The organism is Oribacterium sp. Sow4_G1_1 (assembly GCF_052116105.1).
Lineage (GTDB): Bacteria > Bacillota > Clostridia > Lachnospirales > Lachnospiraceae > Oribacterium.
Map to the genome: position 1 here is coordinate 54,049 of NZ_JBQKLS010000005.1, position 17,315 is coordinate 71,363.

A 17,315-nucleotide genomic window follows, 5' to 3' on the forward strand; every position below is an offset into this window, starting at 1 on the left:
GGAGAGCATAGGTAAACACACATGAATAAAATAGCAGAATTTGTGAAGAAGAGTCGGCGTGCGGCAGGGCTTACGCAGGAGGAGTTCGCGATTCGCTCCGGGCTGGGCTTACGCTTCGTGCGTGATCTGGAGCAGGGGAAGGAAACGGTCCGCATGGATAAGGTGAATGTCGCCCTCGCGATGTTCGATATGGAAGCCGTACCCGGAAGAAAGGATGAAGCCTGATGGAGGAGACATTCAGAAAAGCATATGTATACGTGCGGGATACCTATGCCGGCGTCTTAAGTGAGACAGACAGCGGATATACCTTTTCGTATGACCGCGCGTATATGCTGCGCGCTGACGCCACGGCGGTTTCCCTGACCCTTCCGCTGCGCGAAGAGCCCTACAGATCCAGCACGCTGTTCTCCTTTTTTGACGGCCTGATACCGGAAGGATGGCTGCTCAATGTCATCAGCCGGAACTGGAAGCTCCTCCCGACGGATCGTTTCGGCCTGCTGCTGAAAGCGTGCAAGGACCCGATTGGAAATGTATCGATCATGGAGGCCAGAGTATGAACTGTTTATGCTGCGGGAAACCGCTTCGTGAAAAAGATCAGAATGGATGGCATACGGCCTGTATCAGACGTTTTTTCGGCACACGTACGCTGCCGGAAATCCGGCTCGATGAAGAAACACTCCGGCAGATCACAAAGGAAAATACCGAAAACGGATACACGGTCACTGGTGTGCAGAAGAAACTGTCCCTGCATCTCTTTTCAGATGAAAAGCAGCCGAGGCTGACACTGGTCAACTATCCGAATGGGTACATTCTGAAGCCACAGGTCCAGGAGTTTGAAGCATTGCCCGAAGCGGAGCAGCTCGTCATGTGCATGGCAGATGCAGCCCGCATCGCGACGGTGCCACATGCCCTGATCAGAGCAAACGGGCAGTTTGCATATATCACGAAGCGCATCGACCGTATCATCGACAGGGCGAAAATCCGTAAGATCGCGATGGAAGATTTCTGCCAGCTGGATCTCCGACTAACGCAGGACAAGTACCGAGGCTCCTATGAGCGCTGTGCGAAGGTGATCGAACGCTACTCCACGCAGCGCGGTCTGGACATGAGTGAACTCTTTATACGACTGGTATTCTCGTTTATCGTCGGAAATTCGGACATGCATCTTAAGAACTTTTCGCTGATTGAAAGCGAGGCGGGGAGCGAGGACTACCATCTGTCGCAGGCGTATGATCTTCTTCCTGTCAATGTCATCATGCCGGAAGATAAGGAGCAGTTTGCGCTGACGATGAATGGGAAGAAGCGGAACCTTCGTCGAAAAGATTTCCTGGTCTTCGCAGCTGCCTGCGGAATCCCCGAAAAAGCCGCAGAGAAAATGATTGCCCGGCTCCTGCGCATGAAACCGAAATTTTTGGAGCTGTGCGCTGCATCCTTCCTCCCGGAACACATGAAAGAAGAGATCTGTGCACTGATCGAGGAACGTTGCAGTATGCTGTCGCCGAGAGATCGAAAGACTCCGGATGCTGCCTCTGCAGAAACTCTGGAGCATATGGACTGACCTCAGCGCCCCCCTCCGTTCACCCTTATATTATTAAAATCCCAGCATGGTTAAACACCGTGCCGGGATTTTTTTATGACTGAACATGCCAGCCATAACCAAATTTCGATTTTTTACATCTTGTGTCGTGATTTCTACATCTTGTGTCGAGATTCTCACGAAGGCCTGTCTTTTGTTATACAATATAATCATCGCCAACGAGATACTTACATCGAGCCTGAGATGACTCCTGAATATAAGCATGAGGACGTCACCAGAACGTTGGTAGTTCAGATAAATGTTGCTGGATACAGTTTAGAAGCATAACGCAACGCGCGTGGTTCGGAGGAAGCAATGAAAAGACAGACAAGAAGAATGAAAGACTTAGCCAAGAGAGGTCTTGTTGGCTTACTTACAGTCAGCATGTGCCTGTCAAACGTACAGGGAATCGCTTTTGCAGATAACCGCGTCGAGGTCGGCGGGGTGAAGGTGGACGGAAAGAAGGTCACCCTCAACCTGAACGGCGGCAGCCTGATGGAGGCTGCCCGCGCTGCGCTTGCAGAGGCCAATGTTTACGACGACACGTATATCGCGGTCAGCAAGGATGCGAAGACCCAGGCGGCGTACCGCGCCCTGACCGATGGTTCGAATCCGCTCTACGAGCTGGCGCTTTTCTCAGATGGAGAGCTGCAGGCACTCGAGGATGCGGGGGTCGAGATCGTCGCCCTGATCCAGATGGATCAGAAGCAGGCCGAGGCTGCTGGCAATCTCATGCCGGCGACCGCGAGTGAGATCGAGCGCTCCAGCACGAAGGTCGAGTTCTTCGATCCGTCGAAGGACGAAGGAAAGGAAATCCTGCTCTATCAGCCGGATTCCCTCTTCGCAGGCTTCTACGATCAGTTCTCGAATCAGCTGATGAACGCAAGCGAGAAGGAGATCGTATCCGCGGATCCGAGCACCTACGAGCTGAGCGGTGACGAGAAGCTTACCTTCTTATTTATAAATCACGCAGATGCCGGACGCACCTTTAACCTCGAGCTGAACGGCGAGTCCCTCGAGAAGGGCATCAAGGTCGCGAAGGCCGAGAGCGTCATCAAGGGCGTGATGAGCACCCTCGATGTGAGCGGTATCGACGAGACCCTCGAGACCCCGGCACCGGAGACTGGCGCAGCCGTGACCGAGCCGTCCAGTGAAGCCGCAGCGCAGCCTTCTGAAGAAGCCGCAATGCAGCCGTCCACTGAGACCGCGATCGAGCCGAGCACAGAGGCGAGCGGAACTGCAGGCGAGTCCATCGTAATCCTTCCGGAGACCGGTGCGACAGCCGAGAATGGCGAGACCGAGACTTCCGCAGCAGCGGAGACCAGCGCAGCAGCACAGCCGTCCGAGGACGGGGCCAATGCTGAGACCGGGCTCCCGGCGGAAGGACAGACATCCACAGAAAACACCGAGCAGCCGGCGGCAGAGAAGACCGCAGCGGCAGCAGAAAATACAGGCATCGTTGACACCGTAAAGGAAGTCATCGAGACCATCGCAGAGAATGCGAATGCAACGATGATAAAGATCGAGCGCAGACTCGGCGTCATCCGCGCAGAAGCGGCGGAGAGTGACGACGAGGCAGTCGTAGAAGCCCCGAAGTCCGAGGAAGCGCCGAAGGCAGAAAACGCAGACGAAGCTCCGAAGGCAGAGGAAACGCCGAAGACCGAGGAAACGCCGGCAGCAGGCACCGAGAACGAAGCTCCGAAGCTGGAAGAGACTCCGGCAGCAGGCACTGAGAACGAAGCTCCGAAGTCAGAGGAAAATCCGGCAGCAGGCACCGAGAACGAAAACCCGAAGACCGAAGGAACCCCGGCAGCGGGCACCGAGAACGAAGCTCCGAAGACTGAAGAAACTCCGGCAGCGGGTACCGGAATCGAGACTCCGAATCCGGAAGAGACTCCGGCAGCAGGTACCGGAATCGAAGCCCCGAATACTGAGGAAACCACGGCAGCGGCAGCGATCGAAACCACCGCAGCCGTGAAGACCGATATGGACATCGCGCTCGAGAACGAGCGGAAGGCCCTCCTGAAGGAGACAAGAGCCGCCGACCTCGTGGATGGCTCCGTAGCCAGCGCACGTGTCCTCCAGTACACCCTCGATGAACTCTCGAAGTCCTTCTGGTCTGCAGAGATCACCGATCGTTACGAAGTCAATGTATTCGCAGAGGATAACGCATTTACCGAGAGCGTCAAGCTCGAACTCAAGGAACTCGCTAAGCCGGAAGAAGCCGAGGATGGCAGCCTGGCAGTGAACGAGGATACCCTCAACGAGAAGCAGGTCGAAGCCCTCAAGGCCGACGGCGTCTATGAGAACTCCCAGTCCCTGGACATCCGCTTCGTAAACGCAGCCGGCGAGGAAGTCGAACCTTCCAGCGCAGTCAAGGTAAGAATCAAGGTTTATAAGGAAGCCCTCCCGGAGGATGCGGACATCAGCACCATGGCAATCCGCCACCTCGACGAGAAGAGCACGGACGCGGTCAATGTCGACACCGTCGCAGAATATCGCGAGGACGCTACATCCGACCACGGAACGATCAAGCCGGTCGACGGAGACGGTAAGGTCACCGAGCTCCAGACCGTAGATAGTGAAAACGCGGACGAAAAAACCGCAGCCATCGCAGAAACCGCAGCAGAATCGAAGAAGATTCTCCCGGAAGAAGCCGTTGCAGTTGAAAGTACCTTCACCGTAAACAGCTTCTCTGGCTTCACCATTACATTTGGAAAGAATAACGAGAGCGCAACAGTTAAGTTTGTGGATACAAATGGTGGAGAGGTCTACACGAATAATCATTGGAAATTAAATAATATAACGGATAGCGACACCAATATTACAGAATTTGATTTCAGTAAGTATGCAGCGGATTATGCTCAGCAAATGACTTTTAAAGAAGTCAAATTGGCACGGAAGGGTACATCGTTCAAAAATAGCACACGGATTGATAACAAGCTGAAGAAAGTCACGCAGGATAAACAGACTAAGTGGCAGTATACAATTACAACAAAGGTGGAGGGAAGCGAAGATAAGCATGTAGATAGTGGATACATCGCAAATAACGATACGATTTATGTAGTTTATAGTAATGGAAGATCACTTACTACTGTAGAGACAGTGGATAATAAGACTAAGGGCTTCCACCTTTATATGAAGGACTATAAGAATGCGGCAGGTATCGGTGGTGGAACCTATGGTGAGAATAGTGGTTCGATTACGCAAGGGCTATATTCCAGGGTTACAGGAAGTGACGACTATCCGACACTGACGAGAAATAATAATGCATCTATTAGCCAGTGGTTCCCGGCAACAGACAAGACAGAAGTAAATCATCTGTTCATAAAGTCCGTATATGATGAGACCGGATATTTCTATTACAACAGTGCGGAGAACTTCGCAACATTAATAGATGACAGTGGAAAAACAACAAGTAAGTTCACCGTTTATAATCAGCTGGGTACACCTTCTAATCAATCAGACTACTGGTTTAAGCGTGGAAATTTCATGCCTTATAATCGCCTGGAAACAGGAAATGTAAGGAATTACAATCAATATGATGACGAGGGTACGGTTCTGGATGCATCGGATCCGAGATATTACGAAGCATTATATGGATTTAAAGAAACTGAAAACTTCCTTTTCGGTATGTATGGTTGGGCAAAGTTCTATCAGCCAGTAGGTGGTCAGGTGAACAATGAAGACATGATTTTCGAATTCACCGGTGATGACGACATGGTGGTATACATCGATGGCGTTCTCGTGCTGGATCTCGGTGGTATCCATGATGCACAGAGTGGATTTATCAATTTCGCAGACGGAACGGTCGGATTTACGGACCATGCAACAAATACGAAGGTTGTCTGGAAAGAAACTAATATTTATGATCAGTATTCTGCGGCTGGAAAGCTTGATAAAACAAGCTGGAAGGAGGGAACAAAAACATTTGCAGATGGTTCCGATCATAAGATTCAGTTCTTCTACATGGAACGTGGTAAGGGTGCATCGAACCTGAAGATCAAGGTGAACATCCCTCCGATTCCGGATGGCAGTGTAAACATTCAGAAATTGGTTGAAGGCCTGAATGATACACAGGCAGCAAAGGAAAACTACACATTACAGCTTCGAATGAAGGCGAAAGGTGCATCAGATTTTGCGGTCGCAGCACGTCAGGAGTACACACTGACCAGCACGGGTTCGAAGACTTATCACACAGATGAAAATGGTAAATTCACGATTCACGGGAAAGATACAGCGAACTTTGCCGGAATAGCGGAAGGTACTCGGATTGAGGTGACGGAGCCGGAATATGGAAGAATTTACGAAGTGAGTTATACGGCATATAACTCGAATAAGATAGAAATCAAGGGCGAAGTTAAGGTTCCTTCAGCAGGTTACGTAGATGTAAAAGTAACGAATAATGCTCAGAACAATCCGAAGTCACTGACCATTGTGAAGAAGTTTAAGGTCAATGACCAGGATTCGAATACCGCACCAGATGCAAACGATGCAGACAAGTTTGAGGATGCGACCTTCACGCTCCTGCAGAAGGGAGAGAACGAGACGGAGTATGAGATCCTTTATAAGGATATTAAGTACTCTTCATTCACAGGAACAGCTGGTTCAAAGTCCTATACATTCAAGGATCTGGATCCTACAAAGACCTATAAGGTAATCGAGAATATTACTTCAGAAACAGACGGTGGAAGCAGCACGACACCGTATACCGGTACAGATTACGCGATTGGCGACATAACAGAAACGACATCATGGACGACCGGTACGACATCTGGAGAAATCTCATTACAGACAAAGAAGGAGAATGGAACATATCAATATTACGACAACAAAGTGACCTTCGTAAATAAATATCATTCGCCATCGGTGAATGTAGAATTCACGAAGGTGGATGCAGATCATCCGAACACAGGACTTGAGGGTGCGCAATTTGCACTGTATACCGATGTAACCGAAACGACAGCTTACAAGACCGCAACATCGGATAAGGATGGAAAGGTTACCTTCACAGAGCTTCCGTACGATACGAAAACCGGGGCTATGTACTATATGAAGGAAATCCAGGCACCGAGCGGATACGTTCTTGATAACCGTACGATCTACAAGATAAGCATCGTTGTGACCGGTACAGAGGTAACGTCCAGCATTTCTAAGGTGGCGGACGGTTCCGCGATCAGTGATAAGAAGATTAAAAATGCTGCTATGCAGATTACTTTCTTTAAGAAGGACGCCAACGACGCTAGCAAATCTATCGAGGCAAAGTTCGAAATTAAGAAGGATGGAACAAAGCTTGCAAACTTTGGTGAAATCACCGATGAAAAGGGACAGTTTAAGGTTACCAGCGCGGGCACCACATTAACACACCTTCCGGATGGTTCTTACGAGCTTACCGAGATCACAGCACCGGCAGGATACAATCTTCTGACGCAGAAGATCGGATTCACCATTACTGATGGAAAGCTGCAAGAAACAACCCAAAATAACATAGATGGAATTGTTGCATTTGGTGAAGACGGTAAGACCATCACCATCTACAATGCAGCGGGCATCCAGCTTCCGGAGACCGGCGGCATGGGCACACTGATGACGACGATGAGCGGTATGGCACTCATGCTGATCGCTTTAGGATATCTCATCCTTGTGAAACGCAGGGAGAAAGGATGTTTGCATTAACATTGAAACCTCTACACTGGAGAACTGAAGCGCCAGGAAGAACGTGAAGGAACATGAATTTATCTCTCCTCCGGCAGAGACCGGAGGAGAGAATCAAAAGAAAGAGAACCATCTGTGGTTTAAACAGAAGAACGAACACCACACCATGTCCGAAGAAGACAGAAAGGGAGAGATAATGAAAAAGTTTAAGAAGATTTTTGCAGCATTAGCTGCAAGCGCACTTGTTGCATCAATGTCGTTCACCTCGATGGCTGCAAGCATTACCATTAATAGTACAGCAGCAGAAGGAACCACAGATAACACGAGTTATACGTACTACCAGATTTTAAAAGCCGACATCCTGTATGATGCTGATAACAATATTCAGAGTGTATCATATTATGTAGAAAGTGAAGAGCTCGCCGATCAGATTCGAAAGACAGGTCTTTTCACAGTTACAAAGTCTGCGGATGGTTCGAGATGGATTGTTGAAGCTACGGGTACTTCCATATCCGCTGCAGATATTATCAAAAAGTTTGATGATGATAAGATTCTAAATAAAGCGATTGCGACGGGCACTTTTAATCAGGCGAAGGTGACAGAAGGAGAAACCTCAACCGTGAAGGCTGTAGCAGATGAGCTTTCAGATGGTTATTATCTTATCAAGTCTTCATTAGGTACTGTACTCGCTGTACAGACAACTGGTGAGAAGGGTGTTACTATTAATGAAAAGAATGACTATCCTTCATTAGAGAAAACTGAAGATAAGGAAACGGCTAGTTATGGAGAAATAATTACCTATGCTGTTAATGTAAACATTCCCGCTTATGCAGCAAAAGAGGAAATTAAGGTTGTTGATATTATGTCAGAAGGACTTACTCCGTTTGATGGTGAAGACGCTGACGAACTTATTGATGTAACAGCAAAGGTTGGTACTACTGAACTTACTGGGGAGAATGCTGTTACAGTTTCACAAGACAATAATAGAATTGAAATCCTTATTCCGGGAGCTGCTGTAGCTGCGAATAAGGGCCAGACAGTTACTTTGACCTATCAGGCAGTACTTAACAATAAGGCTGTGACAAATATAGCAGAGACAAACACCGCTCATCTTGAGTATGCACATTATACGAGCATTGAATCGCAGGTTGAGGTAAAGGCTTACGATTTCGTACTTAAGAAGGTAGATGGCGCTGATCAGTTTATTCCTGAGAATGCTGGTGATGCAGAGTTTACACTTTGGGATGCGGAGACTGGCGGAAACCAGATTCCGGTTTCTTTAAAGGGCGACGGAACTAATACTTATAGAGTTCTTACGGGTGCTGAAAAAGAGACGAAGATTTATGCAGGTGGTTCTGTGAATAAACATTCTGCTACCATTGAAGGTCTTGCAGCAGGTAAAACATATTATCTGCAGGAGGATAAGGCACCTAAAGGTTATAACAAGCTGACTGAAAGAATGGCACTTACGGTAGAGGCTGGAGAAGCCGGTGTAAATAAGGCAAATGTTCAGAATGTGGCAGGTATTCAGCTTCCTTCCACCGGTGGTATGGGTACGGTAGCATTCGCAGTGGTTGGCCTGATCGTGATGGCTGGTGCAGCGATTACCCTCATCATCAAGAAGAGAGCATAATCAGGTGCAAGTAATCTTTCGAACGACGATCATATCTCTCAAATGTATGATACCGGGTGCTTGACATCCGGGAGTAGCTCAGGAACCAGGTCCCGGTTCCTGGGACTCTCCGGGACGTGAAACATTTCCCGAAGCTGAAAGCCGGAGGTTGGAATGAAAAAACGAATTATCGCGACTATACTGATCATTCTGCTGTTTCTGGCTGGATTAGGTATCGTTCTTTATCCGTACGTCAGTGAGTACGTGAACGCGAAGCATGCATCGCGCGTGGTCGTAAACTATGATGATACGGTGAAGGAGATCACCCCTGAGGACTTCAGTCAGTATTTCGAAGTCGCAGAGGAGTATAACGAAAGACTAAGGCAGAATCCTAACCCGTTTTCGGAAGACAATCGGACGGAAGGCTATGAGACAGCATTGAACGTGGATGGATCGGGGATGATGGGTTACCTGGAGATCCCGAAAATCAGCGTGAAGCTGCCGTTCTATCATGGCACATCCGGTGCGGTGCTGAACGAGGCGGTGGGACATCTGGAGGGATCCAGTCTTCCGGTCGGCGGCGAGGGTACACATGTGGTGCTGAGTGCGCATCGGGGACTGCCGAGTGCGAAGCTGTTTACGGATCTGCCGGAGCTGGGCGAGGGAGACATTTTCATCCTCAACGTGCTGGACCGGAAGATGACGTATCAGGTGGACCAGATTCTGACGGTGCTGCCGACAGAGCTGGAGGCGCTGGAGGTAGAGGATGGACAGGATTATGTTACACTGATGACGTGTACGCCGTATGGTATCAATACTCACCGGCTTCTGGTGAGGGGCCACCGGATCGAGAACCTGCCGGAGGAAGAAGTAAAGAGCATTCCGGTCGTTCACGTCGAGCGAGAGCTCACGACACAGGAGAAGATTCAGAAGTACATCCCGTTTGCGGTGATGGGCGTCGCGGTGCTGTTTTTGATCGCGTTGCTGATGCCGTCGAAGAAGAAGGATGAGCACAGGAGTAAGGAATCGGGTGAAGCAGATGATGAAAACAAGACGAATTAAAAAATGGCTGATGGGAATCACGACAGTGGCACTTCTCGCGATGCAGACAGTTACAGCCTTTGCGTCTGTCGAGAGCTATAGCCAGACGAAGCTCGGAAGCATCACGATTACGCCGGGTGACCAGGATCATAAGGGCGCAGCGGTCGACAAAGACGAAGCCGGGACCTATACGCTGTACCGTGTCGGTGGTGTGGTCGATGGAAGCTCCGTTACAGAGTTCACCCTGGCGAAGGACTTCGCAGGCAGTGGCGTGACGATCGATCGCGAGAGCCTGAACTCGGCGGAGCTGCCGAAGACGCTCGCGAAATACGCGGAGGATCACAGCATCGCTGCACGGAAGGATGACATCATATCGGGCGAGACGGTCGGCAATCTCGAGATCGGACTGTACCTCGTGAAGCAGAAGACCGTGCATGTCGCATGGCACAGCTTCAGCCCGTTCCTGGTGATCATGCCGGAGGCCGTCGAGGGTGGTTATGAGTATGAAGTGAAGGCGATGCCGAAGACCTGGAAACTGTCGACCGCGAAGCTGGATCCGCCGGTACGCAAGGTCATCACCGACCAGTACGGCAACAGCATCACGAGTGACGAGAAGTTCGAGTTCGTGATGACGCCGAGTGCCGACGCGCCGATGCCGGAAGGCACTGCAGCAGGCACGCCGAAGACCGTAACGGCGGGCGCAGGTGAGATCGAGTTCGGCGAGATCAGCTACACGACCGTGGGCGGTCCGTATGTATATACCTTTACCGAGAAGGCTGGCAGCAACGCCCGCTGGACCTATGATGATTCCGTCTACACGATGACTGTAAATGTCATCCGGAACGCAGAGGACAAGCTCGAAGCCCAGAAGACCATCACGAAGAACGGTGCGGAAGTGAGCATCGTAGAGTTTAAGAACAGCTACCGGAAGAGCAGCGGCGGTGGCGGATCCTCCGGCGGTGGTGGTCCAAAGGGTGATCCGAGCACAGATCCGAACGGCCCGACCGGAAAGCCGACCGTAGAGCCGGAAGGTGAAGTGGGACGAGTTCTCGGTGCGGTACGAGACAAGCTTGCAGATACGCCGGTTGGCAGAGTCCTCGGCGCATCCCGCAGAGCGAAGACCGGTGATGAAAGCAGCATGCGTACCTATGGCGCTGTATTCGGCGGAGCGGTCGTACTCCTCGCCGCATGGGGCGTAACCTACAAGAAGAAAAAGAGACACACGAACGAAGCGTGATATGCGGAGGAAACAGAATGGCATACACGAAGCGTAACGAACAGACGAAATAGAAATGAATTTGAAGTCAGCCGAGGCATCTGCCTCGGCTGTTTCCTTTTTCGAGGAAGCAAAACGAGACGTACCAATATGATTCCATTTCGGAATGAAGCATGCGGAGAAAAGGTCATTTCCTTTCGGCTGTGCAGGATGATAGGATGGAGATATCAGAAGAGGGCGTAGGCATTGCCCGAAAGTAAGGAAGGTGCGCGACGAGAGTGAAGCGCACGATCAGACGGCATACAGGAGGATGAACCATGGCGGTTAAATTTGAGTTTGGACATGTTGGTATCAACGCGCAGAGCCCTGAGGAGGGCGAGAAGATGAAGCGCTTTTTCACCGAGGTGATGGGCTACCAGAATTATCGTGAGATTCCGGCGTCCTATTTCACCGAGGATAATAAGATGGAGCTTATGAAGAAGATGGGCAAAGGCTCGATGGGGCACCTCGGCTTCTTCGTCGACGATATGCCGGAGGCAATCCGTTACCTCGAGAGGCTCGGCTATGCGATGGATTATGAGCACGCGCGTTATGACGAGGATGGCAAGACGATCAAGCTCATCTTTCTGCAGGACGAGATCAACGGTTTCCGCATCCACATCACTGTAAAGAAGGCACCGTTCTACGTAGAGAACAACGCAGAAGCGATTCCGGTGGTTTCGAAATAAGAGAATCTGATGACATAAAGAGCCCGGCAGATGCCGGGCTCTTTCATTCAATGTGACATTTGGAATTATCAACCGATTCCATACTGCTTCATCAGTTCATCGCAATATGCCGGATCCTCCGCTGCACGCTTCGCATCCTCGATGCGATTCTCAGTAAGCAGGATTTTCATGAGATCCGCCATCTGTTCCTTTCCTTCCGCATTTCCTTTGGCTATTCCTCTGTTTTCAATCTTATCCAGAATCTCACACATATTTCGCATCTCTCCCTTCTGAGCATCTGATGCTTCATTATAAACATCTTCAAACCGATGGTCGTTTGTCATGATACTGAGCAGCTGTAGCGTTTCCTACACGTGCTTCAAGTCCTGTGGTTTCGGCTCGTAATCTCCATTCTCCTGCTTCTGCACGAAATAGTCCGCCACGACCCGGAAATCACTCTGAAATAAGTCTACCTCCTTCTGATCCATAAACGCAATCTCAAATACATGAATTTTGTAATCATTCACATACTTATCGAGTTCTTTCGGGATATCCAGTCTATCCTTCAGCTTTAACGGTCCGCTCCACCTCTGTTTATGTCCGAAGTAAAGCACCAGCGTCACGACTGGATAATGTACCGCCTGTTTATTCAACAGCTGTGCCCGATACTCCGCGCCATCATAGCCTATGACGCGAAGCGGCATATCCGGATCACTCGTGGTCTGGTTTTCGCCTTCAGAAAATATTTTTGTTTTCTCTGCCCCCTGCTGAGACAGCTCCATTTCACATCGCTTGGTCAATGTTTCCGTCTCTTTTCCTTCGGTATATCACGCTTCATTTCGCAATGGAATTATGGCATAGGAGAGAAATGCTGCTCGGCGTCCTTCCGTATTTCATCGATGAAGAGCTTCACCTGCGGGAGCTCGTAGTAGTCGTGTTTATAGAGGACGTAGGTCTTCCGGGTGATGCGGGTGCCGTCCTGCAGGACGAGGGGTGTGCGGACGCCGTCGAAGCCGTCGAGGCAGATCTCTGGGAGGATGGCCCAGCCGATGCCGCTTTTCACCATCGCGAGGCAGGTGGAGATGTCGTTGATGTGGAGACTCGAGTGGGACTTCTCGATGTGCTGTTCGACGCGCCAGAGGCGGGCACTCTCTTCAAAAGCGGGGTCGGAGTGGCGCTGAATGCTCGGGAGCTCGTTGAGCGGTGTGTGCGCATTTTCACGGGACACCACGAGGCAGACCGGTTCTTCAGAAAGGAGATATGCGCCTTCATCCCAGCGGAACTCACCGCGGACGATGGCGATGTTCAGCTCGTTGTTCGATAGCTTTCGGTAGAGATTCGTCGACTGGTCGGTGCGGACATCGACATCCACCGCCGGGTACTTCTCCATGTAGTGCTTTAATACAGCGGGAAGACGGTAGCGAGCATAGTTCACCGACACACCGAGGTGGAGAGAACCGGCAATGGTACCTTCTGCGGACTGGGTGTAGTTCCGGATGCGGTCCAGGGTTTCCTGGATATGATTGAAATCGGGCAGGATCTTCTCTGCCGCGGGAGTCGGAAGGACGCCTCTTTTTGTACGGATAAACAGCTGGCAGCCGAGCTCCTCCTCCATTTTCTGGATGCGCTTCGTAAGCGAAGACTGCGTCGTATAGAGCTTCTCGGAGGATTTCGTGATATTGCCGGTCTGGATGAGAGAGCGGAAGATTTCGATGTCTTTTTCGTCCATAATGCACCTTTCAACATTCCAAATGTGAATCAAGTTTGATGAAATTATACAATTTTACAGAATGGTTATCAAATAGTAATCTAGCTTTAGAAAAGCGGAGTAGAGAGCGGTATGTAACTCGAAAACGGTCTGGTAGCATCGATGATTGCATAAATGGCAGCAGAGCGGATCACCGCCCGAAAACCCGCTATCAGAGGAAATCGTCATCGTGAAAATGGAGGATGTAAAAATGGCAGAATTTGATCAGAAGCAGCGGAAGTTTCCATGTGTGTACATGAGAGGTGGTACCTCAAAGGCAGTCTTTTTTCATGCGGAGGATCTTCCGAAGGATGAGAACGAGTGGCCGGAGATCTTCATGAAGGTCATGGGTACACCGGATGTAAAGCAGATCGACGGTATGGGCGGTACTGTTTCCTCGACCTCGAAGATCGCCGTGATCAGGAAGTCCGATCGTCCGGGTGTGGATGTGGATTATACCTTCCGTCAGGTGGATGTCAAGATCCCGAGAGTCGATGGTTCCGCAAACTGCGGAAACATCTCCTCTGCGGTCGGACCATATGCCATCGATGAGGGACTCGTCGAGGCGGTCGAGCCGATCACCGTAGTTCGTGTATACAACACCAACACCGATAAGGTCATCGAGGAGCATGTGCGCGTAAAGGACGGCCATGCCTGCATGTATGGCGATGAGGTGATCCAGGGTGTGCCGGGCAGCGGCTCCCGTATCGATATGTATTTCGAGGATCCGTCCGGTTCCCGTACCGGTAAGCTCTTCCCGACCGGCCAGAAGCAGGAGGTTTTTGATGTTCCGGGTTATGGTCCTGCGACCGTTACTGTCATGGACTGCTCGAATCCAGTTGTCTTCATCAAGGCTTCAGATCTCGGCATCCAGGGTACCGAGCTGACCGAGCTCAATAACAACCAAGAGGTCATGGAACACATCGAGCGCATCCGTGGTATGGCCGCACAGAAGATTGGCTTCGTCGAGGATTATATGGAGGCCCGCACGAAGGCAACCTCCGCACCGAAGGTATCGATCGTGAGCGCACCGCAGGACTATGTGAACATGGATGGCAAGATCGTTTCGGCAGATGCGATGGATCTCTGCGTACGTGCGATTTCCGTCGGCATGCTGCATAAGGCATATCCGATGACCGTTGCCGTCGCGAGCGGCGCTGCAGCGAAGATTTCGGGAACCATCGTGTCCGAGCTCGTGCGTCCGGTAGAGGGCGACATCATTCGCCTCGGCCACTCCTCCGGTGTCACCGAAGTCGATATGAAGATGGATGGTGAAACTGTACTGAAGGGCGGCGTTACTAGGACGGCTCGGCGCATCATGGACGGATATGTATATATCCGCTGATGAATGACGAAGGAGAGAGAAAAATGATCAGATTACATGAGGGTCCACAGCTTGTTTTACATGATGATGTGCTGGCGTCGGTTTCGGAGCATCCGGAGATCGACCTCGCGGCAGCGAAGCAGCAGACACTGAGTTATCAGGTGCTGCAGGCACACAACCACAGCGGCGATATGGAGAATCTCCAGATCCGCTTTGATGAGATGGGTGTCTATGATAACACTTATGTCGGCATACTGCAGACAGCCGTCGCATCCGGACTTCAAAAGTTCCCGATGCCGACCGTTTTCACGAACTGCCACAACTGCCTCGCCGCCGTCGGCGGTACCATCAACACCGATGTTCATAAGTACGCAGAGACCGCCTGCCATAAGTTCGGCGGTATCTTCGTTCCGCCACACGAGGCGGTCATCCACCAGTATATGCGTGAGATGCTGATCAAGTCCAGCGACATGGCGATCGTGTCCGATTCCCACACACGTTATGGCACCCAGGGTTCCGTTTCCATCGGTGAGGGTGGTCCGGAGCTCGCGAAGGCGATGATCGGCAAGCTCTATGAGATCAGGTACCCGAAGGTGATCGCAGTGCTTCTGCACGGCAGTCCGAAGCCATGGGTCGGCCCGATGGATGTGGCTCTCACCCTGATCGGTGCGACCTTCAAGAACAAGTTCGTGAAGAACGCAGTCCTCGAGTTCATCGGACCGGGCGTGCACTCCATGTCCATGGATTTCCGTAACGGCATCGATACCATGACCACCGAGTCCGCTTGTCTCTCCTCCATCTGGGAGACCGACGACGTCGTAAAGGAGTACTTCGAGATTCACAAGCGTCCGCAAGACTATAAGAAGATGCAGCCGGGGGATGCCGCGCTCTACGATGCAGTCGTCGAGATCGATCTCGATACCGTCGAGCCGATGATCGCCCTCCCGTATCACCCGAGCAACGCCTTCCCGCTTCGTGAGGTTATCGCAGAGCCGGAGAAGTATGCGAAGTGGGTCGAGGAGCAGGCGGTGAAGACCTTCGAGAACACTCCGGATATCCACCCAAACCTCGAGGAGAAGATCGTTCCGTGGGCAGATACAGCGCATGCACTCTCTGATGCCTTCCCGGTCGATCGTCGTATCCGCGTGGATCAGGCAGCGATCGCCGGTTGTGCCGCAGGTTCCTTTGAGAACATCTATGCTGTCGAGCAGGTAGCGCACGAGAGTAAGCAGGCGCTCGGACAGTTTGCATTTAACGTATACCCGGCATCCCAGCCGATCATGGTCGAGCTGAACCGCATCGGTGCGATGAACGAGCTCCTAATTCACGGCGTACGTGTGAAGACCGCATTCTGCGGACCATGCTTCGGTGCATCCGACTGCCCTGAGAACAACGCGTTCTCGATCCGTCATTCCACCCGTAACTTCCCGAACCGTGAGGGCAGTAAGCCTGGTCAGGGTCAGGTCGCGAGTGCAGCCCTGATGGATTCGCGCTCCATCGCCGCAACCGCGTTCAATGGCGGTCTTCTGACCTCCGCAGAGGAGATGAAGGACATCTTCGAGAACATTCAGTATCCGAAGTATGAATTCGATGAGCGCATCTACGAGAACATCGTCTACAACGGCTACGGCAAGGCAGAACCGGAGACCGAGATCCAGTATGGTCCGGCGATCAAGGACTGGCCGGAGATGGTTGCCCTGACCGATAACCTCCTCCTTCAGGTAGCCTCCGTCATCCGCGATGATGTCACCACGACCGATGAGCTGATCCCGTCCGGTGAAACCGCATCCTACCGCTCGAATCCGTACAAGATCTCCGAGTTCACCCTGCAGCGTAAGGATCCGCAGTACGTACCGAATGCAAAGGCTGCGCAGGCCTTCGAGAAGGCAAGACTCGCCGGTGATACAGAGACCGCCCGCAAGTTCTACTCCGTTCTTCATGCTGTCGGCGTCCAGGCAGACGATCCGGAAGTGCTGTCACAGCTCATGAAGTCTACCGGCCTCGGTTCGGTACTGTATGCGAAGCGCCCGGGCGATGGCTCCGCTCGTGAGTATGCGGCTTCCTGCCAGAAGGTACTCGGCGGCCTGGCAAACATCTGCATCGACTATGCGACGAAGCGTTACCGCAGCAACTGCGTAAACTGGGGCATGCTGCCATTTACGTATCCGGACGAGAACATTGACCTCTCTGTCGGCGAGTATGTATGGCTCCCGGGCATCCGCCAGGCAGTCGCAGACGGCGCTACGGAGGTCGCTGCAAGCGTGATCAGCGCCGATGGAACGAAGGCCCGTGAGATGAAGCTCGAGCTGAAGGACGTCACCGAATCCGAGAAGAAAATCCTCCTCGCCGGCTCGATGATCAACTCTTACCGCGAAGATATGGGATTGTAAGACACCGTTTTCTAAGAGCCCGGAGGGCCCGTCATCGGAAGCACAGT

Annotated in this window: 13 protein-coding genes; 10 read left to right on the forward strand and 3 right to left on the reverse strand. The window is 51.5% G+C overall.

Annotated elements, in window-relative coordinates; translation table 11 throughout:
• The first annotated feature begins 21 nt into the window (after positions 1 to 21).
• The 8 genes from ACTQ52_RS05015 (at position 22) to ACTQ52_RS05050 (ending at position 11,828) form a co-directional block, all read left to right on the forward strand.
• Positions 22 to 225, forward strand: a complete 204-nt coding sequence (locus ACTQ52_RS05015) for a helix-turn-helix domain-containing protein (protein WP_410042224.1) — start codon at positions 22 to 24, stop codon at positions 223 to 225.
• Entirely contained in the window at positions 225 to 557 is a 333-nt protein-coding gene (locus ACTQ52_RS05020; protein ID WP_441981953.1) for a HipA N-terminal domain-containing protein, read from the forward strand. The genes ACTQ52_RS05015 and ACTQ52_RS05020 overlap by 1 nt, the downstream gene beginning before the upstream one ends.
• On the forward strand, positions 554 to 1,558 hold the full coding sequence (locus ACTQ52_RS05025) for a type II toxin-antitoxin system HipA family toxin (RefSeq protein WP_441227203.1): 1,005 nt from the start codon (positions 554 to 556) through the stop codon (positions 1,556 to 1,558). The genes ACTQ52_RS05020 and ACTQ52_RS05025 overlap by 4 nt, the downstream gene beginning before the upstream one ends.
• Positions 1,559 to 1,891: 333 nt before the next feature.
• On the forward strand, positions 1,892 to 7,252 hold the full coding sequence (locus tag ACTQ52_RS05030; protein WP_441981954.1) for a SpaA isopeptide-forming pilin-related protein: 5,361 nt from the start codon (positions 1,892 to 1,894) through the stop codon (positions 7,250 to 7,252).
• Between the two features lie 43 nt (positions 7,253 to 7,295).
• Positions 7,296 to 8,864: an isopeptide-forming domain-containing fimbrial protein gene (locus tag ACTQ52_RS05035; RefSeq protein ID WP_441981955.1), complete on the forward strand. Its 1,569-nt coding sequence runs from the start codon at positions 7,296 to 7,298 to the stop codon at positions 8,862 to 8,864.
• 153 nt (positions 8,865 to 9,017) lie between these two features.
• Complete coding sequence (locus ACTQ52_RS05040; protein ID WP_441981956.1) at positions 9,018 to 9,905, forward strand: class C sortase; 888 nt, start codon at positions 9,018 to 9,020, stop codon at positions 9,903 to 9,905.
• Between the two features lie 10 nt (positions 9,906 to 9,915).
• Complete coding sequence (locus ACTQ52_RS05045) at positions 9,916 to 11,121, forward strand: Spy0128 family protein (RefSeq protein WP_441981957.1); 1,206 nt, start codon at positions 9,916 to 9,918, stop codon at positions 11,119 to 11,121.
• 296 nt (positions 11,122 to 11,417) lie between these two features.
• Positions 11,418 to 11,828, forward strand: a complete 411-nt coding sequence (locus ACTQ52_RS05050; protein ID WP_441981958.1) for a VOC family protein — start codon at positions 11,418 to 11,420, stop codon at positions 11,826 to 11,828.
• A 68-nt stretch (positions 11,829 to 11,896) separates the two neighbouring features.
• On the opposite strand, the gene ACTQ52_RS05055 is transcribed toward ACTQ52_RS05050, so the two are convergent.
• The 3 genes from ACTQ52_RS05055 to ACTQ52_RS05065 all read right to left on the reverse strand — a co-directional run bounded on the left by ACTQ52_RS05055 (position 11,897) and on the right by ACTQ52_RS05065 (position 13,536).
• On the reverse strand, positions 11,897 to 12,088 hold the full coding sequence (locus tag ACTQ52_RS05055; RefSeq protein WP_441981959.1) for a hypothetical protein: 192 nt from the start codon (positions 12,086 to 12,088) through the stop codon (positions 11,897 to 11,899).
• An 87-nt stretch (positions 12,089 to 12,175) separates the two neighbouring features.
• On the reverse strand, positions 12,176 to 12,607 hold the full coding sequence (locus tag ACTQ52_RS05060) for an Rpn family recombination-promoting nuclease/putative transposase (protein ID WP_441981960.1): 432 nt from the start codon (positions 12,605 to 12,607) through the stop codon (positions 12,176 to 12,178).
• A 50-nt stretch (positions 12,608 to 12,657) separates the two neighbouring features.
• Positions 12,658 to 13,536 (reverse strand): LysR family transcriptional regulator, encoded by an 879-nt coding sequence (locus ACTQ52_RS05065; protein WP_441981961.1) that lies wholly within the window; start codon positions 13,534 to 13,536, stop codon positions 12,658 to 12,660.
• Positions 13,537 to 13,765: 229 nt separating this feature from the next.
• Here ACTQ52_RS05065 and ACTQ52_RS05070 point away from each other — a divergent pair, with 229 nt between their 5' ends.
• Positions 13,766 to 14,899: a 2-methylaconitate cis-trans isomerase PrpF family protein gene (locus ACTQ52_RS05070; RefSeq protein WP_441981962.1), complete on the forward strand. Its 1,134-nt coding sequence runs from the start codon at positions 13,766 to 13,768 to the stop codon at positions 14,897 to 14,899.
• 23 nt (positions 14,900 to 14,922) lie between these two features.
• On the forward strand, positions 14,923 to 17,268 hold the full coding sequence (locus ACTQ52_RS05075; protein WP_441981963.1) for a hydratase: 2,346 nt from the start codon (positions 14,923 to 14,925) through the stop codon (positions 17,266 to 17,268).
• Positions 17,269 to 17,315 lie beyond the last annotated feature (47 nt).

Bases quoted from the DNA above. Each gene is read 5' to 3' on its own strand.
- ACTQ52_RS05050 (WP_441981958.1), top strand. From the start codon at position 11,418: ATGGCGGTTAAATTTGAGTTTGGACATGTTGGTATCAACGCGCAGAGC.
- ACTQ52_RS05030 (WP_441981954.1), top strand. From the start codon at position 1,892: ATGAAAAGACAGACAAGAAGAATGAAAGACTTAGCCAAGAGAGGTCTT.
- ACTQ52_RS05015 (WP_410042224.1), top strand. From the start codon at position 22: ATGAATAAAATAGCAGAATTTGTGAAGAAGAGTCGGCGTGCGGCAGGG.
- ACTQ52_RS05040 (WP_441981956.1), top strand. From the start codon at position 9,018: ATGAAAAAACGAATTATCGCGACTATACTGATCATTCTGCTGTTTCTG.
- ACTQ52_RS05020 (WP_441981953.1), top strand. From the start codon at position 225: ATGGAGGAGACATTCAGAAAAGCATATGTATACGTGCGGGATACCTAT.
- ACTQ52_RS05065 (WP_441981961.1), bottom strand. From the start codon at position 13,536: ATGGACGAAAAAGACATCGAAATCTTCCGCTCTCTCATCCAGACCGGC.
- ACTQ52_RS05025 (WP_441227203.1), top strand. From the start codon at position 554: ATGAACTGTTTATGCTGCGGGAAACCGCTTCGTGAAAAAGATCAGAAT.
- ACTQ52_RS05045 (WP_441981957.1), top strand. From the start codon at position 9,916: ATGGGAATCACGACAGTGGCACTTCTCGCGATGCAGACAGTTACAGCC.
- ACTQ52_RS05055 (WP_441981959.1), bottom strand. From the start codon at position 12,088: ATGCGAAATATGTGTGAGATTCTGGATAAGATTGAAAACAGAGGAATA.
- ACTQ52_RS05075 (WP_441981963.1), top strand. From the start codon at position 14,923: ATGATCAGATTACATGAGGGTCCACAGCTTGTTTTACATGATGATGTG.
- ACTQ52_RS05070 (WP_441981962.1), top strand. From the start codon at position 13,766: ATGGCAGAATTTGATCAGAAGCAGCGGAAGTTTCCATGTGTGTACATG.